18 protein-coding genes are annotated in these 17170 nt (G+C 66.4%); 7 read left to right on the top strand and 11 right to left on the bottom strand.

Annotated elements, in window-relative coordinates:
* Positions 1–102: 102 nt before the first annotated feature.
* On the bottom strand, positions 103–1032 hold the full coding sequence (locus tag QO033_RS16325; RefSeq protein WP_284482050.1) for a LysR family transcriptional regulator: 930 nt from the start codon (positions 1030–1032) through the stop codon (positions 103–105).
* A gap of 132 nt (positions 1033–1164) precedes the next feature.
* Here QO033_RS16325 and QO033_RS16320 point away from each other — a divergent pair, with 132 nt between their 5' ends.
* From QO033_RS16320 to QO033_RS16305, 4 genes are read left to right on the top strand one after another with little or no spacing between them, the layout of a single operon-like run.
* Positions 1165–2451, top strand: coding sequence for a TRAP transporter large permease (locus tag QO033_RS16320; protein WP_284482049.1), 1287 nt, complete (start codon positions 1165–1167; stop codon positions 2449–2451).
* Positions 2452–2480: 29 nt separating this feature from the next.
* Positions 2481–3467 carry a TRAP transporter substrate-binding protein gene (locus QO033_RS16315; protein ID WP_284482048.1) on the top strand — a complete coding sequence of 329 codons (987 nt, stop codon included), beginning with the start codon at positions 2481–2483 and terminating at the stop codon, positions 3465–3467.
* A gap of 22 nt (positions 3468–3489) precedes the next feature.
* Positions 3490–4020 carry a TRAP transporter small permease gene (locus QO033_RS16310; RefSeq protein WP_284482047.1) on the top strand — a complete coding sequence of 177 codons (531 nt, stop codon included), beginning with the start codon at positions 3490–3492 and terminating at the stop codon, positions 4018–4020.
* Positions 4021–4046: 26 nt separating this feature from the next.
* The gene (locus QO033_RS16305) at positions 4047–5498 is read left to right on the top strand and encodes an N-acyl-D-amino-acid deacylase family protein (RefSeq protein ID WP_284482046.1); all 1452 of its coding nucleotides are present in this window, start codon (positions 4047–4049) and stop codon (positions 5496–5498) included.
* 87 nt (positions 5499–5585) lie between these two features.
* Here the strand turns inward: QO033_RS16305 and QO033_RS16300 are convergent, their stop codons facing one another.
* The 5 genes from QO033_RS16300 to QO033_RS16280 form a co-directional block, all read right to left on the bottom strand.
* Complete coding sequence (locus QO033_RS16300; protein WP_284482045.1) at positions 5586–6692, bottom strand: P1 family peptidase; 1107 nt, start codon at positions 6690–6692, stop codon at positions 5586–5588.
* Complete coding sequence (locus QO033_RS16295) at positions 6689–7507, bottom strand: ABC transporter permease (protein WP_284482044.1); 819 nt, start codon at positions 7505–7507, stop codon at positions 6689–6691. Before QO033_RS16295 ends, QO033_RS16300 begins: the two co-directional genes overlap by 4 nt.
* Positions 7504–8388: an ABC transporter permease gene (locus tag QO033_RS16290; protein ID WP_284482043.1), complete on the bottom strand. Its 885-nt coding sequence runs from the start codon at positions 8386–8388 to the stop codon at positions 7504–7506. The genes QO033_RS16295 and QO033_RS16290 overlap by 4 nt, the downstream gene beginning before the upstream one ends.
* Positions 8385–9446, bottom strand: a complete 1062-nt coding sequence (locus tag QO033_RS16285) for an ABC transporter ATP-binding protein (protein WP_284482042.1) — start codon at positions 9444–9446, stop codon at positions 8385–8387. Before QO033_RS16285 ends, QO033_RS16290 begins: the two co-directional genes overlap by 4 nt.
* Before the next feature lie 69 nt (positions 9447–9515).
* Positions 9516–10541, bottom strand: a complete 1026-nt coding sequence (locus tag QO033_RS16280) for an ABC transporter substrate-binding protein (protein WP_284482041.1) — start codon at positions 10539–10541, stop codon at positions 9516–9518.
* Between the two features lie 181 nt (positions 10542–10722).
* Between QO033_RS16280 and QO033_RS16275 the strand changes: the two genes are divergently transcribed.
* The gene (locus QO033_RS16275; protein ID WP_284482040.1) at positions 10723–11520 is read left to right on the top strand and encodes a MurR/RpiR family transcriptional regulator; all 798 of its coding nucleotides are present in this window, start codon (positions 10723–10725) and stop codon (positions 11518–11520) included.
* Between the two features lie 42 nt (positions 11521–11562).
* On the opposite strand, the gene QO033_RS16270 is transcribed toward QO033_RS16275, so the two are convergent.
* Positions 11563–11865: an SH3 domain-containing protein gene (locus tag QO033_RS16270; protein WP_284482039.1), complete on the bottom strand. Its 303-nt coding sequence runs from the start codon at positions 11863–11865 to the stop codon at positions 11563–11565.
* Positions 11866–12040: 175 nt separating this feature from the next.
* Between QO033_RS16270 and QO033_RS16265 the strand changes: the two genes are divergently transcribed.
* Positions 12041–12658: a trimeric intracellular cation channel family protein gene (locus QO033_RS16265; protein WP_284482038.1), complete on the top strand. Its 618-nt coding sequence runs from the start codon at positions 12041–12043 to the stop codon at positions 12656–12658.
* Positions 12659–12817: 159 nt separating this feature from the next.
* Complete coding sequence (locus QO033_RS16260; protein WP_284482037.1) at positions 12818–14125, top strand: calcium-binding protein; 1308 nt, start codon at positions 12818–12820, stop codon at positions 14123–14125.
* Between the two features lie 27 nt (positions 14126–14152).
* Here QO033_RS16260 and QO033_RS16255 read toward each other — a convergent pair whose 3' ends face one another.
* The 4 genes from QO033_RS16255 to cysT all read right to left on the bottom strand — a co-directional run bounded on the left by QO033_RS16255 (position 14153) and on the right by cysT (position 17168).
* Positions 14153–14644, bottom strand: coding sequence for an Lrp/AsnC family transcriptional regulator (locus tag QO033_RS16255; RefSeq protein WP_284482036.1), 492 nt, complete (start codon positions 14642–14644; stop codon positions 14153–14155).
* A gap of 91 nt (positions 14645–14735) precedes the next feature.
* Positions 14736–15455 (bottom strand): sulfate/molybdate ABC transporter ATP-binding protein, encoded by a 720-nt coding sequence (locus QO033_RS16250; protein WP_284482035.1) that lies wholly within the window; start codon positions 15453–15455, stop codon positions 14736–14738.
* 11 nt (positions 15456–15466) lie between these two features.
* On the bottom strand, positions 15467–16336 hold the full coding sequence (cysW, locus tag QO033_RS16245) for a sulfate ABC transporter permease subunit CysW (RefSeq protein ID WP_284482034.1): 870 nt from the start codon (positions 16334–16336) through the stop codon (positions 15467–15469).
* On the bottom strand, positions 16329–17168 hold the full coding sequence (cysT, locus tag QO033_RS16240) for a sulfate ABC transporter permease subunit CysT (protein WP_284482033.1): 840 nt from the start codon (positions 17166–17168) through the stop codon (positions 16329–16331). The genes cysW and cysT overlap by 8 nt, the downstream gene beginning before the upstream one ends.
* Positions 17169–17170: the final 2 nt, after the last annotated feature.

Below are 17170 nucleotides of genomic sequence, written 5' to 3'. Positions count from 1 at the left end.
GGCGGGTCTGCATAAGAATAAGGGGGATAGTAGCAAAACACCCCCACCGATCAATATGGAAAATCCTGCGCCGGTTGTGCCGGATGGCCCGTCCTGGGCGGCTCAGGCCGAGGGGCCACGCGGCGGCCGGCTGCCCGCGCTCCAGTCGCTCAGCAGGGCGCGCAGCCGCTGGATCAGCAGACGGGCGGCCGAACGATGGCTGACCGGCCCCACCGTCATGGCATAGATATCGAAGCTCAGGTCCGGCTCCAGATCGCGGATGGCGAATCCGGTATCATTCTGGAAATACGCGGTAAACTCATCGGCGAGCGAGGCCACCCCGAGCGTTTGTGCCAGGGGCGGCACCAGGCTGAGGGAATTCACCGTCACCTGTGAGCTGAAATCGATGTCCTGCCCGACCAGCGCCTCGCCCAGCACCTTGCCGACCGGCCCCCGCAGGGTGGAGCCCAGCAGCGGGCTGGCCTTGAGATCGCGCATCGGCAACGGCCCGTCGCCGGCCAGCGGCCCATCCGGCGGCGTCAACAGCAACAGCCGGCCTTGGCCGATCCGTTCCAGTTGCACCCCTTCGGCCTGCACCTTGCCCGCGACCAGGCAGAGATCGACCTGCCCCGCCTTCAGCGCATGCATCTGCTGGGCCAGCGTGCCGATGTCCAGCGTCAGGCTCAGCCCCGGCAGCTGTCCCAGCAGGTGGCGCACCGCCTGCGGCACGAAATGCACCGACAGCATGTTGACCGTCATCACCGACAGGGTCTGGCCGACGCCCTTCTGCAACGCCTCGATCCGGTTCTCCAGCCGGTTGACGCCTTCGAACAGAAACCGGCTTTCGCGATAGATCGCATCCGCCTCCGCCGTCGGCATCACCCGGCCCTTGTCCAGCACGAAGAGCGACAGGCCGAGCGCGGCTTCGAAATCGCGCAGGTGGCGCGACACGGTGGGCTGCGACAACCGCAGCTGCCGTGCCGCCGCGGTGATCGAATCCTGCTCGTAGACAGCGCAGAAGACCTGCAGACGCTGAAGGGTGATAGGGCGCATTCTCGGGCTCCGCAGGGTTCGATGGGCAAGGCATAGAAAAACACTATGGGAAAGCCAAATGTTTTCTATTTCCCCATCGCCCTCCCCTGCCCAAGGTGGGCGCAAAGCAACAACGACAGGGACGATCCGGGTATGCCCGCGCCATTCATTCTCGGTTTTGCCGTTCTCGGCCTCCTGGCCGGCTCTGCCATCGCCTATGTGATCGGCGCCTCCGCCATCCTGACCTTCGTTGCCGCCGGGCGCGAAAACTTCATGGCGGTGCTGCCGCAGCGGCTGTTCAGCCAGCTCGACAGTTTCGCCTTTCTGGCGATGCCGCTGTTCATCTTCGCCGGCGACCTGATGAACCGGGGCGGGCTGGCCTCGGCGCTGATCGATTTCACCATGTCCTTTCTGGGCCGGCTCAAGGGCGGGCTGGGGCATGTGAACGTCGCCACCTCGGTGTTCTTCGCCGGCGTCTCCGGCTCGGCGGTGTCCGATGCCGCCGCGCTCGGCAACTCGCTGGTGCCGGAGATGCAGCGGCGCGGCTACACGCTCGATTACGCCGCCGCGATCACCGGCGCCTCCTCGATCATCGGGCCGATCATCCCGCCCTCGTCGATCCTGATCTTCTACGGCGCGCTGATGGAAACCAATGTGACCACGCTGTTTGCCGCTGGCATCCTGCCCGGCCTGCTGCTGGCGGCGGTGCTGATGGCGATGAACGCCTTCTACGCCCATCGCGACAATCACCCGGGCGGCCGCGATGTCGAGGTGCCGCCGTTCTTCCCCTCGCTGCTGCGGGCGCTGCCGGCGATGGCGCTGCCGGTGATCATCCTCGGCGGCACACTCTTCGGCTTCATGACCCCGGCCGAGGCGGCGGCGATGGCGGTGGTCGCGGCGCTGGCGATCGGCATCGGCTATGGCAAGCTGTCGCTCGGCGATATCGGTGCCAGCCTGCAGCGCACTGCGGTGATGCTGGGCGGGCTGTTCATCATCCTCTGCGCGATCTCCACCTTCAGCTATCTCGCCGCCCTGCTGCAATGGCCGCAGGCGATCAAGGCGGTGATCGAGGGCTGGGGCCTGGGGCCGCTGCAATATCTCATGCTGATCAACGTGATCTTCCTCGGCGCCGGCATGGTGATGGACGTCAAGGCCGCCGTCGCGCTCTTCGCGCCGATCTTCGTTCCGGTGGCGCTGGCGATGGGAATCGACCCGGTGCACCTGGGCATCGTCATCTGCTTCAACATCACCATCGGCCTGCTGTCGCCGCCGCTTGGGGGCGTGCTGCTGATCCTCGCCACCACGGTCAAGATGGACTACTGGCGGCTGATGCGCGCGACCTTCCCGTTCTTTCTGGCCGAGGTCGTTCTGCTTCTGGTCCTGACCTTCTTTCCCGACATCACACTCGCCCTGCCCCGGCTTCTGGGGCTGGCCAAATAACCCACCAAAACCCAACAGTGGAGCATGCCATGAGTTTTCTGTCCCGTACCCTCGCCGCCACCGCTGTGGCCCTGATCGCCGGCGCCGCCGTTCAGGCCGCCGAGGTCAAGATCGCCATGAATGGCGTCGACGATCCCGTCACTAATGCCGAGGCCGCCTTTGCCCACGGCTTCGCCGACGCGCTGAAAGGCACCGATTTCGAGGTCTCGATTTTCCCTTCCGGGACGCTCGGATCGGAAAAGGAGCGCTATGACCAGGTCGCCCAGGGGCTGGTCGAAGTCGACCTTGCCACTGCTTCGACCACCTATGGCATGTCGCCCCTGGTCAAGGGCGTGGCGCTGCCGTTCTTCTTCGCCTCGACCGAGGAATTCGACGCCATCATCGGGGACACCGATATCCTGGCCGAGATGAACGCGCCGTTGATCGAAAACGGCGTGCGGCTGGTCGGCTTCAACTACATCGGCGGGTCGATCGGCATCCACAATGCCACCCGCCCCATCGCCTCTCTCGATGACATGAAGGGCATGCGGTTCCGGGCGCTGAACGCCGAACAGCTCGACTTCATCCAGACACTGGGGGCGACCGGCACCATCGTCGCCTGGGCCGAGGTCGCCAATGCGATCCAGACCGGCGTCGCCGAGGGTTATTTCAACGCGCCGAACTCCGCCATCCGGACCGGGCATACCGACTTTCTCAAGTATTACACCCCCGCCGCGATCTCGCCCTCGACCCGGGTGGTTCTGATCTCGGAGGACTGGTACGCGCTGCTCACGGAGGCCGAGAAGGCGCAGATCGATGCCGCCATCGCCGCCGGCGTCGCCGCCAACCGCGCCTGGGTCGCCGACTGGCTGCCGAAGGTGCGCGCCAAGCACGAGAGCCTGGGCGTGACCTACACCGAACTGGCCCCGGGCGAGCGCGACAAGATGGCCGAGCTGTCGAAACAGGTCTGGGCCAAGACGCTGAGCCCCGAGGACCTGCAGGCCTGGACCGACGCCCGCGCGGCGGTGGCGCAGTAATCCGAACCCGAGGACGGTCCCCATGCAACGTACAGCCAAGATGATGATCGGCCTGTCGAACGGGCTCGACCGGGTGGCCACGGTGGTCGCGGGCACCGCCATCGCGGTGCTGGTGGGGGCCGTCATGCTGCAGGTGGTGGCGCGCTACATCTTCCAGCAGCCCCCCGCCTGGACCGAGGAACTTGCCCGCTACGCGATGATCTGGGCCGGGCTGACCGGCGCCACCATGAGCTTCAAGCGCCGCTTCGACCCGGCGCTGTTCAACGGCTCCAGCGCCCGCGGGCTGATCGGGATCGCCGCCGAGGCGATGAAATCCATCGTCGTTCTCACCTATCTGCTGCCGATCCTGTTCTATGTCTTCTACGGCCCCGGCATGAACCCGGCGCGCGGCTTCCTGCTGCGCCACAGCCGCAGCATGGCCGAGGCGCTGCCGTTCTCGACCGTCTGGATCGCGGTGGCGGTGCCGCTGATGATCGTCTTCATCCTGCTCCATCTCGTCGCGCGCTGGTGCGGCGACGACGGGCCGGCGCAGCCCGATAACGACGCCACATAATTTCCGAACCAAGTCAGGAGACTACCATGCACGCTGATTTCATCATCCGCGGTGCCGAGATCATTGATGGCACCGGCGCGCCGCGCCGCAGGGGCGATGTGGCCGTCAGCGACGACCGGATCGTGGCGACCGGGGATCTGAGCCACTGGACCGCCGGCCGCGAGATCGAGGCCGCGGGACGTGTCGTCTCGCCCGGGTTCATCGACCCGCATGTGCACCACGACGCCGCGCTGTTCATGCGTCCGGACATGGAATTCATGACCAATCAGGGCGTCACCACGGTGATCAACGGCAACTGCGGCTTTTCCATCGCCCCGGTGACCCGGCCGGAGAACCTGCCCGGCCAGCTGGCGGCGATCGCCGGCCGCCCCGATCTGATCTTTGCGACCTATGCCGCCTATCGCGACCGGATCGCGGCGGAACCGCCAGCGGTGAATGCCGCCTGCCTGATCGGCCAGTCGACCCTGCGCGCCAATGCGATGGACGATCTGACCAAGGCCGCCACCAAATCCGAACTGGCCGAGATGTGCCGCCTGCTCGACGGGGCGCTGGCCGAGGGCGCGATCGGCGTCTCCACCGGGCCGTTCTATCCGCCCTCGCGCGCCTCCACCACCGAGGAGCTGATCGAGCTGGGCAAGATCGCCCATCGGCACGGCAAGCTCTATGTCACCCATATGCGCGACGAGGGCGACCGGGTGATCGAGGCGCTGGAGGAGACCTTTGCCGTCGGCCGCGAAAGCTGCTGCGGCGTCCATGTCTCGCACCACAAGTGCGCGGGCCTCGCCAACCACGGGCTCTCCACCACCACGCTGAAGATGATCGACGACGAGATGCAGCAGCGCGATGTCGGTCTCGACACCACGCCCTGGATCGCCTCCTCTACCATCCTGAACTCGGGCCGGCACAAGCAGGCGACCCGGGTGATCGTGGCCGAAAGCGAGCCCTATCCCGACATGGCCGGCCGCGACCTGGCCGATATCGCGCGGGAGTGGAACACCGACCTCGACGACGCGATGGAGCGGCTGCTACCGGCCACCGGGATCTTCTTCATCATGGCGGAGGAGGATGTGCAGCGCATCCTCTCCTATGAACACACGATCATCTGTTCCGACGGCATGCCCACCGGCAAGCACCCGCATCCCCGCGTCTGGGGCACCTTCCCGCGGGTGCTGGGCCATTACGTGCGCGATGTCGGCCTCTTCTCGCTGGAAGAGGGGGTTCGGCGGATGACCTCGATGCCGGCGGACCGCTTCGGCCTCGGCGGTCGCGGTCGCATCGCGGTCGGCGCCTTCGCCGATCTGGTGATCTTCGACCCCGCGACCATCGCCGAGGGCGCCACGTTCGAAAATCCGATCCAGCCGGCGCATGGCATCGACCGGGTCTTCGTCAACGGCCGCGAGGTCTTTGCCGGCGGCAAACCCACCGGCGCCCGCCCGGGCCGGCCGCTGACCCAGACCGCGCCGGTGCAGGTGGTCTGACCCCTGCCCATTCCCCTCCCCCACCTGCGGGCCGTCGTTTCGGCGGCCCGGCTTTTTTCCGGCGGGGGGCTGGTGATCCTTGCCGGCCTAGCGCCGCAGCAGCTCCATCAGCCGTCCGGTGTCCATCGCCCGGCAGATGCCGGTGGCCGGCCGCGCCATCGGCACGTCCTCGGCGGCGCAGAGCGCGTTCAGAACCGCCTCTTCCACCGCCTCCACCGCCGCCAGATAGACCGGATCGAGCAATTCGTCGTTCAGGCAGGTCATCTGCCGCCACGGGCCCGACAGCTGCGGCAACGCCATTTCGTTGGCGGTGGAGAACGCCAGGAAGATATCGCCGGAGTTGTTGCCGCCCGGAGTGCCGCCGCGGCCGATGCCGATCGCGGCGCGGCGCGCCAGCCGTTCGAGCTGGCCAGGCGACAGCGGCAGATCGGTGGCCAGGATCACGATGATCGAGCCGCGCTCGGTCATCATGTCGGCGATCCGGTGCTCCGGCATCTCGCGGCCCACCGGCTGGCCGGCGACCGTCAGCCAGGGTCGCAAACCATGGTTGGCCTGGACCAGCGCCCCGAGGGTGAATGCCGTGCCGTCGATCCCGATCCGGCGCGAAGCGGTGCCGGTGCCGCCCTTGAACTCGTAACAGATCATCCCGGCGCCGCCGCCGCTGTTACCCTCAGCCACCGGGCCCGGCCGCGCCGCCTCCAGCGCCGCACGGGCGCAGGCCTCGGTCACATGCAGCCCGTTGATGTCGTTGAGCACCCCGTCATAGGTCTCCGCCACCACCGGCATCGCCCAGAGGTGGTTATCCTCCCAGGTGGCGCCATAGGTCTCGATCATCCAGCGCACCGCCGCCGTGTGGCAGGGTCCGATCGCATGGGAGTTCGAGATCATGATCGGCCCGGCCAGCCAGCCGCCGTCCCGGACCCAATGCGCGCCGGTCATCTCGCCGTTGCCGTTCAGGCTGAACTGCCCGGCCCAGACCGGCTTCGGCTGCGGATCGCGGCCGCGCGGCAGGATCGCGGTGACCCCGGTCTGCACCTGTATGCCGCGGGTGGCCAACGCCGGGTCGCGCGACGACAACAGCTCCACCGTGCCGACCTCGACCCCCGGCACATCGGTGATCGCATTCAGCCCGCCCGGGGTGCCGGGCAGCGGCACGCCCAATTCGCGGGCGCGCGGTTTCGCAGGTTCGGTCATTTCTGTCGTCTCGATCTGAAGTAGAGGCCGACCGCCGCGATCACCAGGGTGAACAGCAGCATCAGCGTGGCGATGGCGTTGATCTCGGGCTTGATGCCACGGCGCAGCATCCCCCAGATGTGGATCGGCAGGGTCGTGTTCCCGGTGCCGGCGATGAAATAGGTGATCACCAGATCGTCCATCGAGATGATGAAGGACAGTAGCCAGCCCCCCAGGATCCCCGGGGCGATCCCCGGCAGCGTCACCTTGCGGAAGGTCTGCGCCGGTGTCGCCCCCAGATCGGCCGAGGCTTCCTCGAGGCTGGTGTCGAATTCCGCCAGCCGGGCCGAGACGGTGACGAAGACATAGGAGATCAGAAAGGTAGACTGACCGACGATGATGGTCATCAGTGACAGGTTCATGCCGATGGTGATGAAGAAGATCAGCAGCGCAATGCCCAGAACGATATCCGGCATGATCATCGGCACCATCATCAGCGTGCGGTAAAAGCCCGCCAGACGGAACCGGTAGCGCGCCACGGCAAGCGCCAGCGCGGTGCCGCAGACGGTGGAAAAGACCGAGGTGGAGAGCGCCACGGTCAGGCTGGTCCGCACCGCGGCATAGAGCTGGGCGGAGCTGTCGACATAGGTGGCGCTGTCGGTGATCGTGGTCTCGAAGCCGAAGATCTGGCGATACCAGTCCAACGTGAACCCGTTCCAGATCATCATGTTCAGCGTGTTGGCGTTGAAGGAATAGATCACCACCAACAGGATCGGCGCGTAGATGAAGACGAAGAACAGCAGCCCATAAAGGCTGAGCAGACGACGCAGGATCATGATTGCGCCTCCCGCCGGGCCAGGCGCAGCTGCAGCAGCAGAAGCACCAGAACCACGGTCATCACCAGCATCGCCAGCGCCGAGCCGAAGGGCCAGTTCCGCGCCGACAGGAATTGCTGTTCGATCAGATTGCCGATCATCAGCACCTTGGCCCCGCCCAGCACCGAGGGCACGATGAAATTGCCCAGGGCCGGGATGAAGGTGATAATCGAGCCGGCAACGATCCCCGGCATGGTGGCCGGCAGCACCACCTTGCGAAAGGTCTGCAGCCGGGTCGCGCCCAGATCGGCCGAGGCCTCAAGCTGCGCCAGGTCGAGCTTTTCGATGGCGCTGTAGAGCGGCAGGAACATGAAGGGGATGAACACATAGGTCATCCCGAGGATGACGGCGAAATCGGTATAGAGAAACTCGACCGGCGCCGAGGTCAGCCCCACCGCCATCAGCCCCTGGTTCAGAAAACCGGTCGGGCGCAGGATCAGCACCCAGGCGAACAGCCGCACGATCAGGCTGACGAAGAAGGGCAGCGTCACCAGGAAGATGGCGAAATCGCGCCGGCCCGGGCGCATGCGGCTGATCCAGAAGGCCGCCGGATAGCTGACGATCAGGCTGGTCACCACCGTCATCGCCGCCAGCCGCAGCGACCGCAGGAAGATCGCCAGAAACACCGGATCGAATTTCTCGTACCGGGTATCGGCCCAGCCCAGGATGCGGCCGTAGTTCAGATGGGAAAACTGCCATTCCACCCCGCCATAGAGACCGGGGGTAAGGAAGCTGTAGACCAGCATGATGATCAGCGGGCAGAAGAAGAATACCAGCAGAAAGACCGTCGGCGCCCCAAGCAGGCCGATCAGCTGCATCAGCTTGCGGCGGGCGAGGCTCATGACGCCACCTCGTCGATCAGATGCAGTCCGGTCGCCGGTGCAAAGAGCTCCAGCCCCGCCCCAGGTTCGGGCAGCGGGCTGCCGGTGCGCAGCAGCGCCCGCAGCGTGCCCAGTGCCTCCGCCTGCAGCGTCACCTGGTGGTCCTTGCCGGTATAGTATACCTCGCCGATTGTCCCGGAAAACCGCAGCGCCGGCCCCTCCGGCCGCGCCAGCCCCAGCGCCTCCGGCCGCAGGAGCAGCGTCGCCTGCCCCGCCGGCCGGTCGCAGGCGAAGCCCTGCCCGTCGGCGAGCCGCGCGACCTGCCCGTCCAGCGTCACAGGCAACAGGTTGCTTTCGCCGAGGAAGTCGGCGGTGAACAGATTGACCGGCGTCTGATAGAGCGCCGATGGCGCGCCGATCTGCTGGATCCGGCCATGTGCAAGCACCGCGATGCGGTCGGACATGGTCAGCGCCTCTTCCTGATCGTGGGTCACGAAGATGAAACCGATGCCCAGCTCGCGCTGCAGCGCCTTCAGTTCCTGCTGCATCTTCTGGCGCAGGTTCTTGTCCAGCGCCGACAGCGGCTCGTCCAGCAGCAGAAGCTTCGGCTTGCCGGCCAGCGCCCGGGCCAGCGCCACCCTCTGCTGCTGGCCGCCGGACAGTTGGGAGACCATGCGTTTTCCCAGCCCGGCGAGCCCGACCAGCTCCAGCATCTCGCCCACCCGGGTGCGGATCTCACGTTTGTCGCGCCCGGCGATCTCAAGCGCATAGCCGACGTTGCGCGCCACGCTCATGTGACCGAAGAGCGCGTAGCGCTGGAACACCGTGTTCACCGGGCGCCGGTGCGCCGGAAGCTGGGTGACGGCGGCGCCGTCGATCACGATGTCGCCGGCATCCAGCGTCTCGAATCCGCTGATGGTGCGCAGCAGCGTGGTCTTGCCGCAGCCTGACGGCCCCAGCAGGGTGACGAATTCCGCCGCCGCGAGTTTGAGCGACACCCCGTCAAGCGCGGTGAGCGTGCCACCCTCCGGCGTGCGGAAGGTCTTGTGAGCGTCGATGATTTCAAGAGGTGCAGGCATGGTCGTCCGGTCCCGGGGCCCGGCGGGATCGCGCCGCCGGGCCGTTGTCATTGCGTTGTCATTTCGATGTCATTGCGCGGTCTTGATCCGCGTCCATTCGGAGTTGTAGAGCTGCAGGTCGCGGCCCAAGTCCTCGAAGATCTGCAGCTTGTCCATGACCTCCTGCGGCGGATAGATCGTCGGGTTCGTGGCGATCGCCTCCGGGATCAGCTTCTGCGCCGGAACGTTCGGCGTGCCGTTCATCTGCTGGGCGACGTTCAGCGCCGCGATCTCCGGTTTCAGGTAGAATTCCAGGAACGCCTTGGCGTTCTCCTTGTTCGGCGCCGAGGCCAGCACGCAGATGTCCTCCTGATACATCGTCGCGCCCTCTTCCGGGATGATATAGCCGATCGTCTCCGGGTTCTCGGAGACGAAGAGGTTCGCCCCCACATACCAATGCGCCGCCGCGACATCGCCGGAGATCACCTGCGGCACGGAATCGTAGGTAAAGGCGGTGACCCCATCGAGATGGTCGACGATATAGTCCGCCGCCGCCTCGACCTCGGCCGGATCGGTGGAATTCACCGAATTGCCGTTCATGATCAGGCCAATACCGATGGTCTCGCGCAGGTCGTCCAGCAGGGTGATCTTCTTGCCCTCGGCGCCGAGCGCAAAGAAATCCTCCCAGCCCTTGATGTCGCCGGCCAGCGCCTTGTTGTAGACGATGCCGACATTGCCCCAGGCATAGGGCAGACAGTATTCCGCCTTGGGATCGGTCTTTGCGCGGATGAACTGCGGATCGATATTGGCGAAGCCGGGCGCCGAACCGATATCGGTCTTCGCCAACAGGCCGAGCTGATACATGATGTCGTGCATATGCACCGACGGGAAGACGATGTCATAGCCCGTGGCGCCCGCCTGAATCTTTGCCAGCATCTCCTCGTTGGAGCCGTAGGTGTCGAGCGTGATCTCGATCCCGGTCTCAGCGGTGAAGGCTTCGAGCACTGCCGGATTGATGTAATCGCCCCAGTTGTAGATCGACAGCTTGCCTTCGGCGGCAACCGCCAGCGGGGCCAGGACCAGCGCTGTGGTCAGGGCGAGAGAGGTCGGTTTCATAGCGTGGATTTCTCCCTGTCAGGTCAGTTTGTGGTTTTTCCTTGAGTCGAGAAAATGATGTCGTACTGTCTTTTTCGTCAAATGATAGTTTTCTGTCACACGGAGATCCGACATGTCACAGGGCTTTGCCTCCTACGCCGAAGCGCCGCTTGATGAATTTGTGAGCAGAATGGAAGCGGGCATGGCGTCCCTGCCCAAGCAGGAGGCGAAGGTGGCGCAGTATTTCCTGCTCAACCTGACCTCGATTTCCTTCGAAACCGGCAAGTCTATCGCCCAGAAGGCCGGCGTGGCCGAGATCACCGTGGGACGGATGCTGCGCCGCTTCGGCTGTGCCGGCATGAAGGAGTTCAAGGCGATGTTGCGCCACCGCTACTCCGTCAGCGGCGAAAGCCTGGCCGATGCCGGTGCCGAACTGCCCGAGGACTGGCAGGAGCAGATGAATGCGGAACTGCTGGCGGTCCGCACCGTCTATGCCAAGATCAACACCCCGGCGTTCCAGGCCGCCGAACGGTATCTGCGCGAGGCAACGGATGTCTATGTGACCGGGTTCCAGACCGTGCGCGGCCTGGCCGAGGATACCGCGCGCCGGCTCGCCCTCGCCCGGCCCCGGGTCCGCTTCCTGTCCGGGCACGACAGCATGTTGTCGGAATGGCTCGACCCACCGGCCGCGGGCGGCAGCTGCCTGCTGATCATCGACGTCATCCCCTATGCCGCCGAATGTGAAACGCTGGCCCGGCTGGCGCGCGATCAGGGGCGTTCGGTCGTGGTGGTGACCGATGAATATTGCCACTGGGCCCATGACGTGACCGACGCGGTGATCAACACGCCGTCAAAGACCGGGCTGTTCCTGGAATCGATCCTCGGGCTCAACGCCGCCACCAGCCTCCTGGCCCACGCCACCGCCAACGCGGCGGGCACGGATCTGGACCGCAGGATGCGAGACTGGAAGCGGCTGGCGCATCGGATCGGCATCTTCTGATCCCGGGCGGACCACGACGGGCGGACGACCCACCCAGCCCCCTCACTTCTTGCGCAGATAGGCCCAGGAGACATAGCCCTGCAGCCCGTGCGCGCGCTCCAGCGACACTTTGCACCAGCGGGTGCCGCCGGTCTGTTCGCAGCTGTGAACCCGCAGCCCGGTGCCGTTCGGCAGGCCGACGATGACGACAAAGCCGGTGCCGGGCCCGGCCCGCATCTTCAGCATGTCGCCCTCTTCGACGCCAAAGACCTCGTAGCGGTCGCGCCAAGCCGCCGCCGCCGGTTGCGCCCCGAGGGTCAGGGCCAGCCCCGCCGCCGCCAGGGACATCAGGATGGTTCCGCGCATCGTTCTCTCCCTCTGACCGCTTTGCCCGGCCGGTTTACCCGGTTCTCGACCCGGCGCAAATGCCGTTCTCGCTCCCGCGCCGATGCCGCCGCCCGCCTTCGCCACCTTGGCGGCCCCGCGGCAGCTGATAGACTGCCCCCCGACACCAACCCCCGACAGCAAGAGGCAGAGAGCCATGTCCGCCATCACGCTCTTCGGTATTCTCGATGTGCTCGGCACATTCGTCTTCGGGCTCAGCGGTGCGATGGTGGCCATCCGCCGGCAGCTCGACATCTTCGGGATCCTCGTGCTCGCCGCCGCGACCGGGGTGGCCGGGGGGATCGTCCGCGACCTGCTTCTGGGCGACACGCCGCCGGCGGTCTTCAGTACCCTCCGTCCGCTGAGCGCGGTCTGCGCCGCCGCCGTCTGCGCGTTTTTCTTCGGCGCGCTGATCGACCGGCTGAAACGGCCCGTCATGCTGTTCGATGCCATCGGCCTCGGCGTCTTCGCGGTTGCGGGCTGCGAAAAGGCACTGGCGCACGGGCTGGCGGCGCCCGGCGCGATCCTGCTGGGGGTGATCACCGCCATTGGCGGCGGCATGCTGCGCGACATGATGGCCACGGAAGTGCCGCGGGTGCTGCGCGAAGAGGTCTATGCCCTGGCGGCGCTGGCCGGGGCAGCGATCTATGTCATCGCCCTCAGGCTGGGGCTGACGGAAACGATCGCGGCCAGCGCCGGGGTGCTGCTTGCCGTCGCCCTGCGCATCGCCAGCGTCCGCTTCGGCTGGCAACTGCCGCGCGCGCCCGGGTCCTGAACCGCACCGGTAACCGGTCGCGCGGATCGTCGCCCGCCCCGCCTTGACTGATATCAAGGACGCCTCCGCGCCAGACCTGTAGAAAAGCGGACCGGGGTCAGGACGCACGGGAGGAGGCCCGGCTGCCGCGCACCGGAATCGCAACGGAGGAGGCGAGCGATGCGTGTTGTTTCCTATGTGCCATTTCAGGTCGAAAATCTGTTTTTTCAGGGCACCGTCACCGAGAGGACCGCGACGCGGATCGTGGTGGAGGGCGAGATCGCCGGCCGCAAGGCGATCTATGACGGTGCGTTTACCCATTCCGGTGGCATCACCACCGGCGTGATCGAAGGTCTGCGGCTGTTCTCGGGCGAGACGCGGCAGGTGGTGTTTTCCGGCGCATCCTGGGATGCGGCCAGCTACTTCAGTGCGCTGACCACGGCGGTCACCGGTGGCGGCGCCCAGCCGCTGATCGATCTGGTCACCGCAGAAAACGATGTCGCCATCGGGTCGGAGTTCTTCGACGTGTTCCGGGGCGGCGCCGGCGCCGATCGGGTGTCCGGCAAGGCCGGGGACGATTACATCTCGGGCGACGGCGGCAACGATGTCGGCTTCGGCGGTCTCGGCAACGATCACCTCTACGGCGGCCGTGGCAACGACAGGCTGCAGGGCGGTGAGAACGACGACATGCTGACCGGGAACAAGGGGGACGATATCCTGATCGGCGGAACCGGTCGCGATGTGTTCTACGGCGGCTTCGGTCGCGACACGTTCTTCATCGACGACGACGATTACGTCATCGAGGGCGGCCCGGGCCGCGATACCTTGTCGTTCGAGACCTATGACGCCGGCGTCACCCTGACCGGAACCCATGGGTTCCTGCCCTATTTCGAGATGCGGGTCTGGGGCACGCTGCAGGAGATCTCCGGCATGGAGATCGTTCTGGGCACGGCGTTTTCCGATTGCCTCTATGTCAACGGCTTCGCCCAGACGGTCAAGGCCGGCGCCGGCGATGACGGTATCCAGGGCGGGCTGATCGACGAGAAGTTCTTTGGCGGCAACGGCGCCGATGTGCTGGCGGGCGGCGACGGCGCCGACCGGCTGTTCGGCGGGCGTCACGGCGACACGCTGCACGGTCAGGACGGCCGCGATCACCTGTTCGGCGGCAACGGCGCCGATGTGCTGATCGGCGGACGCGGCCAGGACATGCTGACCGGGGGGCGCGGCGCCGATGTCTTCGCCTTCAACCGGGGCCACGGCGCCAACGACGAGGTTCTGGATTTCGAGGACGGCATCGACCTGCTGCAGTTCGGTGAGGTCGCCTACGCCTTTGACGATCTCACCATCGTGGATGAGGCCGGCGGCGCCCGCATCTCCGCCGGCAACGTCTCGGTGCTGGTGCACGACATCGCGGCGGCGGATCTGACGGCGGAGGATGTCCTGTTCGGCCGGGTGACCGATTACGTCTTCTTCCCCGAGTGCGGCTAAGCCGCCGGCACCGGTTGCCGCAGCCGCTCAAGGGGTCTCGACATCAATCGGCCAGGCGGTGGTGGCGTGCAACGTCTCCATCGCGAATTTGGAGGTCACATTGCGGCAGGGGAGCGCCCGGGTGAACTGCAGGTAAAAGGCGTCGAAGGCATCGGTATCGGCCACCGCGACCTTCAACAGATAGTCGGTCCGCCCGACCATCCGATAGCTTTCGACGATCGCGTCGAAGCGTGCCACGGTCTCGCGGAACGCAGCGCGCCAGCTGTCGCTGTGGTCCTGTGCCTCGATCTCGACAAAGGCGATCAGGCCGATGCCGACCGGCTTCGGCGCCACCCGCGCCACCCGGCCGAGGATAATCCCGGCCGCCTCCAGCTTCTGCACCCGCTTCCAGCAGGGGGTCTGCGACAGCCCCACCCGTTCGGCCAGCCGGGCAACGGGCAGGCTGGCGTCCCGCATCAGCTGCTGCAGGATCCGGCGGTCGATCCGGTCGAGACGAATGTCGGTCGTGTCTGAGCTCATAGTCCTGGCCCTGTCTCCAGCCCTGCTCCGCCGCACCGACCGGTACGGCGGAGCGCGGAACCTCGCCCTCTTGCCACCACTCGCGCCGCCATTAGGCCGCGGTGAAGGCGCGGACGAAGGCGCTGGCCGGGCGGGTGCGGATATCGACCGGCCGTCCCACCTGTTCGATCCGGCCCATCGACATCACCACCACGAGATCGGCCAGCTCCATCGCCTCTTCCTGATCGTGGGTCACGAAGACGGTGGTGAGCCCGGTGGTATCGTGGATCTCGCGCAGGCCCTGACGCAGTTCCTTGCGGACCTTGGCGTCAAGCGCACCGAAGGGTTCGTCCAGCAGCAGCATGCGAGGTTCGATCGCCAGCGCCCGCGCCAACGCCACCCGCTGGCGCTGACCGCCGGAGAGCTGGCCGGGATAGCGGCCACCGATCTGCGGCAGCTGGATCAGATCGAGCAGCCGGGTTACCCGGCGCCGGATCTCCGCCTCGGTCGGGCGATCACGGCGTTTGCGCGCCCGCAGCCCATAGGCGATGTTCTCGAACACGGTCATATGGCGGAACAGCGCATAATGCTGGAACACGAAGCCGGCGCGGCGGTCCTGCACGCTGAGCCCGGTGGCCTCCCGTCCATCGAACCGCACCCGGCCCGAGGTCGGATACTCCAGCCCGGCAAGAATGCGCAGCAGCGTCGTCTTGCCCGAGCCCGACGGCCCCAGCAGCGCCACCAGCGCCCCCGACGGGATCGCCAGCGACACCGGATGCAGGGCGTGTTCGGTGCCGAAGGCCTTGGCGATTTCTTCGATTTCGATAAACATGTCCGGTCCTTTCAGACGCGCCGCGTGGCGGAGAGCACATCGGCATAGCGCCATTCGAGCAGGGATTTCAGAAACAGCGTGAGCAGCGCCAGCAGCGCCAGCGTGGCGGCGAGGGAAAAGGCCGCGACGGAAAGATATTCGTTGTAGAGCATCTCGATCATGATCGGCATCGTGGTGGTCTCCCCCCGGATCTTGCCGGAAACAACCGCCACCGCGCCGAATTCGCCCATCGCCCGCGCCGTGCTGAGCAGCAGACCGTAAAGCAGCGCCCAGCGGATATTGGGCAGCGTGACGGTCCGAAACAGCCGCAGACCGGAAGCGCCCAACGTCAGCGCCGCCTCTTCCTCCGCCCGTCCCTGTTCGGCCATCACCGGGATCAGTTCACGCGCGACGAAGGGGAAGGTCACGAACATCGTGGCGAGGACAATGCCGGGAAAGGCGAAGACGATCTGCAGATCCTGCGCGATCAGCCAGCCGCCCAGCCCCGATCCCGCCCCGAAGAGCAGCATCAGCGCCAGCCCCGCAACCACCGGCGACACCGAGAACGGCAGATCGATCAGGGTGATCAGCACCGCCTTGCCGCGAAAGTCGAATTTGGTGATCGCCCAGGCCGCGGCGATGCCGAAGATCGCGTTCAGCGGCACCGCGATGGCCGCGACGATCAACGTCAGCCGGATCGCGGCGCGGGCATCGGGAGTGGAGATGCCGTCCCAGGCGGCAGCCCAGCCCTTGCTCAGCGCCTCGGCGAAGACCGCGATCAGCGGCGCGAAGAGCAGCACCGAGACCAGCAGCAGGATCGCCCCGATCACCAGGCCGCGCGCCAGCGGCGGCTCGGTCGTGACCGAAACGGCCCCGGCGGATGCGTGTTGGATATCAGACATTTCCGATCCTCCGTCTGCTCCAGACCTGGAGCGCGTTAATCAGCAGCAGCATCGCGAAAGAGATCAGCAGCATCGCCAGCCCGATCGCGGTGGCCGCGCCATAGTTGAATTCCTCCAGCCGGATCACGATCAGCAGCGGCGCGATCTCGGTCTTGAACGGCAGGTTGCCGGCGATGAAGATCACCGATCCGTATTCTCCCACCGACCGCGCCAGCGCGAGAGCGAAGCCGGTCAGCAGCGCCGGGCTCAGCATCGGCAGAACCACCCGGCGAAGGGTGTAGAAACGGCCTGCCCCGAGGGTGGCGCTGGCCTCCTCGACCTCGCGGTCGATCTCTTCCATCACCGGCTGGACCGTGCGCACCACGAAGGGCAGCCCGATGAAGATCAGCGCCAGCCAGATGCCCGGTTCGGCATAGGCGATCTTCAGCCCCAGCGGCGCCAGCCACTGCCCGAACGCTCCGTTCGGCGCATAAAGCGCGGTCAGCGCGATCCCCGCCACCGCCGTCGGCAGCGCGAAGGGCAGATCGATGGCGGCATCGATCACCCGGCGCCCCCAGAACCGGTAGCGCACCAGCCCCCAGGCCAGCAGCAGCCCGAAGATCAGATTGAAGACCGAGGCGATCAGCGCGGCACGAAAGGACAGCGCCAGCGCGCTCAGCACCCGGGGGGTGCCGACCACCTGCCAGAGCGCCGCCGGCCCGGTGATCAGCCCTTGGCCGATCAGCGCCATGATCGGCAACAGCACGACGGCGGAGAGCATCGCGATCATGATGCCGAAGCTCAGCCCGGCGCCCGGCAGCGGCGACGGAGCGAGAAGACGGAAAGCCCGCATCG

The sequence above is a fragment of the Pseudodonghicola flavimaris genome (assembly GCF_030164425.1).
Classification (GTDB): Bacteria; Pseudomonadota; Alphaproteobacteria; order Rhodobacterales; family Rhodobacteraceae; genus Pseudodonghicola; species Pseudodonghicola flavimaris.
The sequence above is the reverse complement of the archived record's forward strand: the minus strand, read 5'-3'. Positions and strand labels throughout refer to the sequence as shown.

What these genes read in the sequence shown, in the direction of transcription:
- QO033_RS16325 (WP_284482050.1), bottom strand. Translation starts at nt 1,032, where the DNA reads ATGCGCCCTATCACCCTTCAGCGTCTGCAGGTCTTCTGCGCTGTCTAC.
- QO033_RS16320 (WP_284482049.1), top strand. Translation starts at nt 1,165, where the DNA reads ATGCCCGCGCCATTCATTCTCGGTTTTGCCGTTCTCGGCCTCCTGGCC.
- QO033_RS16315 (WP_284482048.1), top strand. Translation starts at nt 2,481, where the DNA reads ATGAGTTTTCTGTCCCGTACCCTCGCCGCCACCGCTGTGGCCCTGATC.
- QO033_RS16310 (WP_284482047.1), top strand. Translation starts at nt 3,490, where the DNA reads ATGCAACGTACAGCCAAGATGATGATCGGCCTGTCGAACGGGCTCGAC.
- QO033_RS16305 (WP_284482046.1), top strand. Translation starts at nt 4,047, where the DNA reads ATGCACGCTGATTTCATCATCCGCGGTGCCGAGATCATTGATGGCACC.
- QO033_RS16300 (WP_284482045.1), bottom strand. Translation starts at nt 6,692, where the DNA reads ATGACCGAACCTGCGAAACCGCGCGCCCGCGAATTGGGCGTGCCGCTG.
- QO033_RS16295 (WP_284482044.1), bottom strand. Translation starts at nt 7,507, where the DNA reads ATGATCCTGCGTCGTCTGCTCAGCCTTTATGGGCTGCTGTTCTTCGTC.
- QO033_RS16290 (WP_284482043.1), bottom strand. Translation starts at nt 8,388, where the DNA reads ATGAGCCTCGCCCGCCGCAAGCTGATGCAGCTGATCGGCCTGCTTGGG.
- QO033_RS16285 (WP_284482042.1), bottom strand. Translation starts at nt 9,446, where the DNA reads ATGCCTGCACCTCTTGAAATCATCGACGCTCACAAGACCTTCCGCACG.
- QO033_RS16280 (WP_284482041.1), bottom strand. Translation starts at nt 10,541, where the DNA reads ATGAAACCGACCTCTCTCGCCCTGACCACAGCGCTGGTCCTGGCCCCG.
- QO033_RS16275 (WP_284482040.1), top strand. Translation starts at nt 10,723, where the DNA reads ATGGCGTCCCTGCCCAAGCAGGAGGCGAAGGTGGCGCAGTATTTCCTG.
- QO033_RS16270 (WP_284482039.1), bottom strand. Translation starts at nt 11,865, where the DNA reads ATGCGCGGAACCATCCTGATGTCCCTGGCGGCGGCGGGGCTGGCCCTG.
- QO033_RS16265 (WP_284482038.1), top strand. Translation starts at nt 12,041, where the DNA reads ATGTCCGCCATCACGCTCTTCGGTATTCTCGATGTGCTCGGCACATTC.
- QO033_RS16260 (WP_284482037.1), top strand. Translation starts at nt 12,818, where the DNA reads ATGCGTGTTGTTTCCTATGTGCCATTTCAGGTCGAAAATCTGTTTTTT.
- QO033_RS16255 (WP_284482036.1), bottom strand. Translation starts at nt 14,644, where the DNA reads ATGAGCTCAGACACGACCGACATTCGTCTCGACCGGATCGACCGCCGG.
- QO033_RS16250 (WP_284482035.1), bottom strand. Translation starts at nt 15,455, where the DNA reads ATGTTTATCGAAATCGAAGAAATCGCCAAGGCCTTCGGCACCGAACAC.
- cysW (WP_284482034.1), bottom strand. Translation starts at nt 16,336, where the DNA reads ATGTCTGATATCCAACACGCATCCGCCGGGGCCGTTTCGGTCACGACC.
- cysT (WP_284482033.1), bottom strand. Translation starts at nt 17,168, where the DNA reads ATGCGGGCTTTCCGTCTTCTCGCTCCGTCGCCGCTGCCGGGCGCCGGG.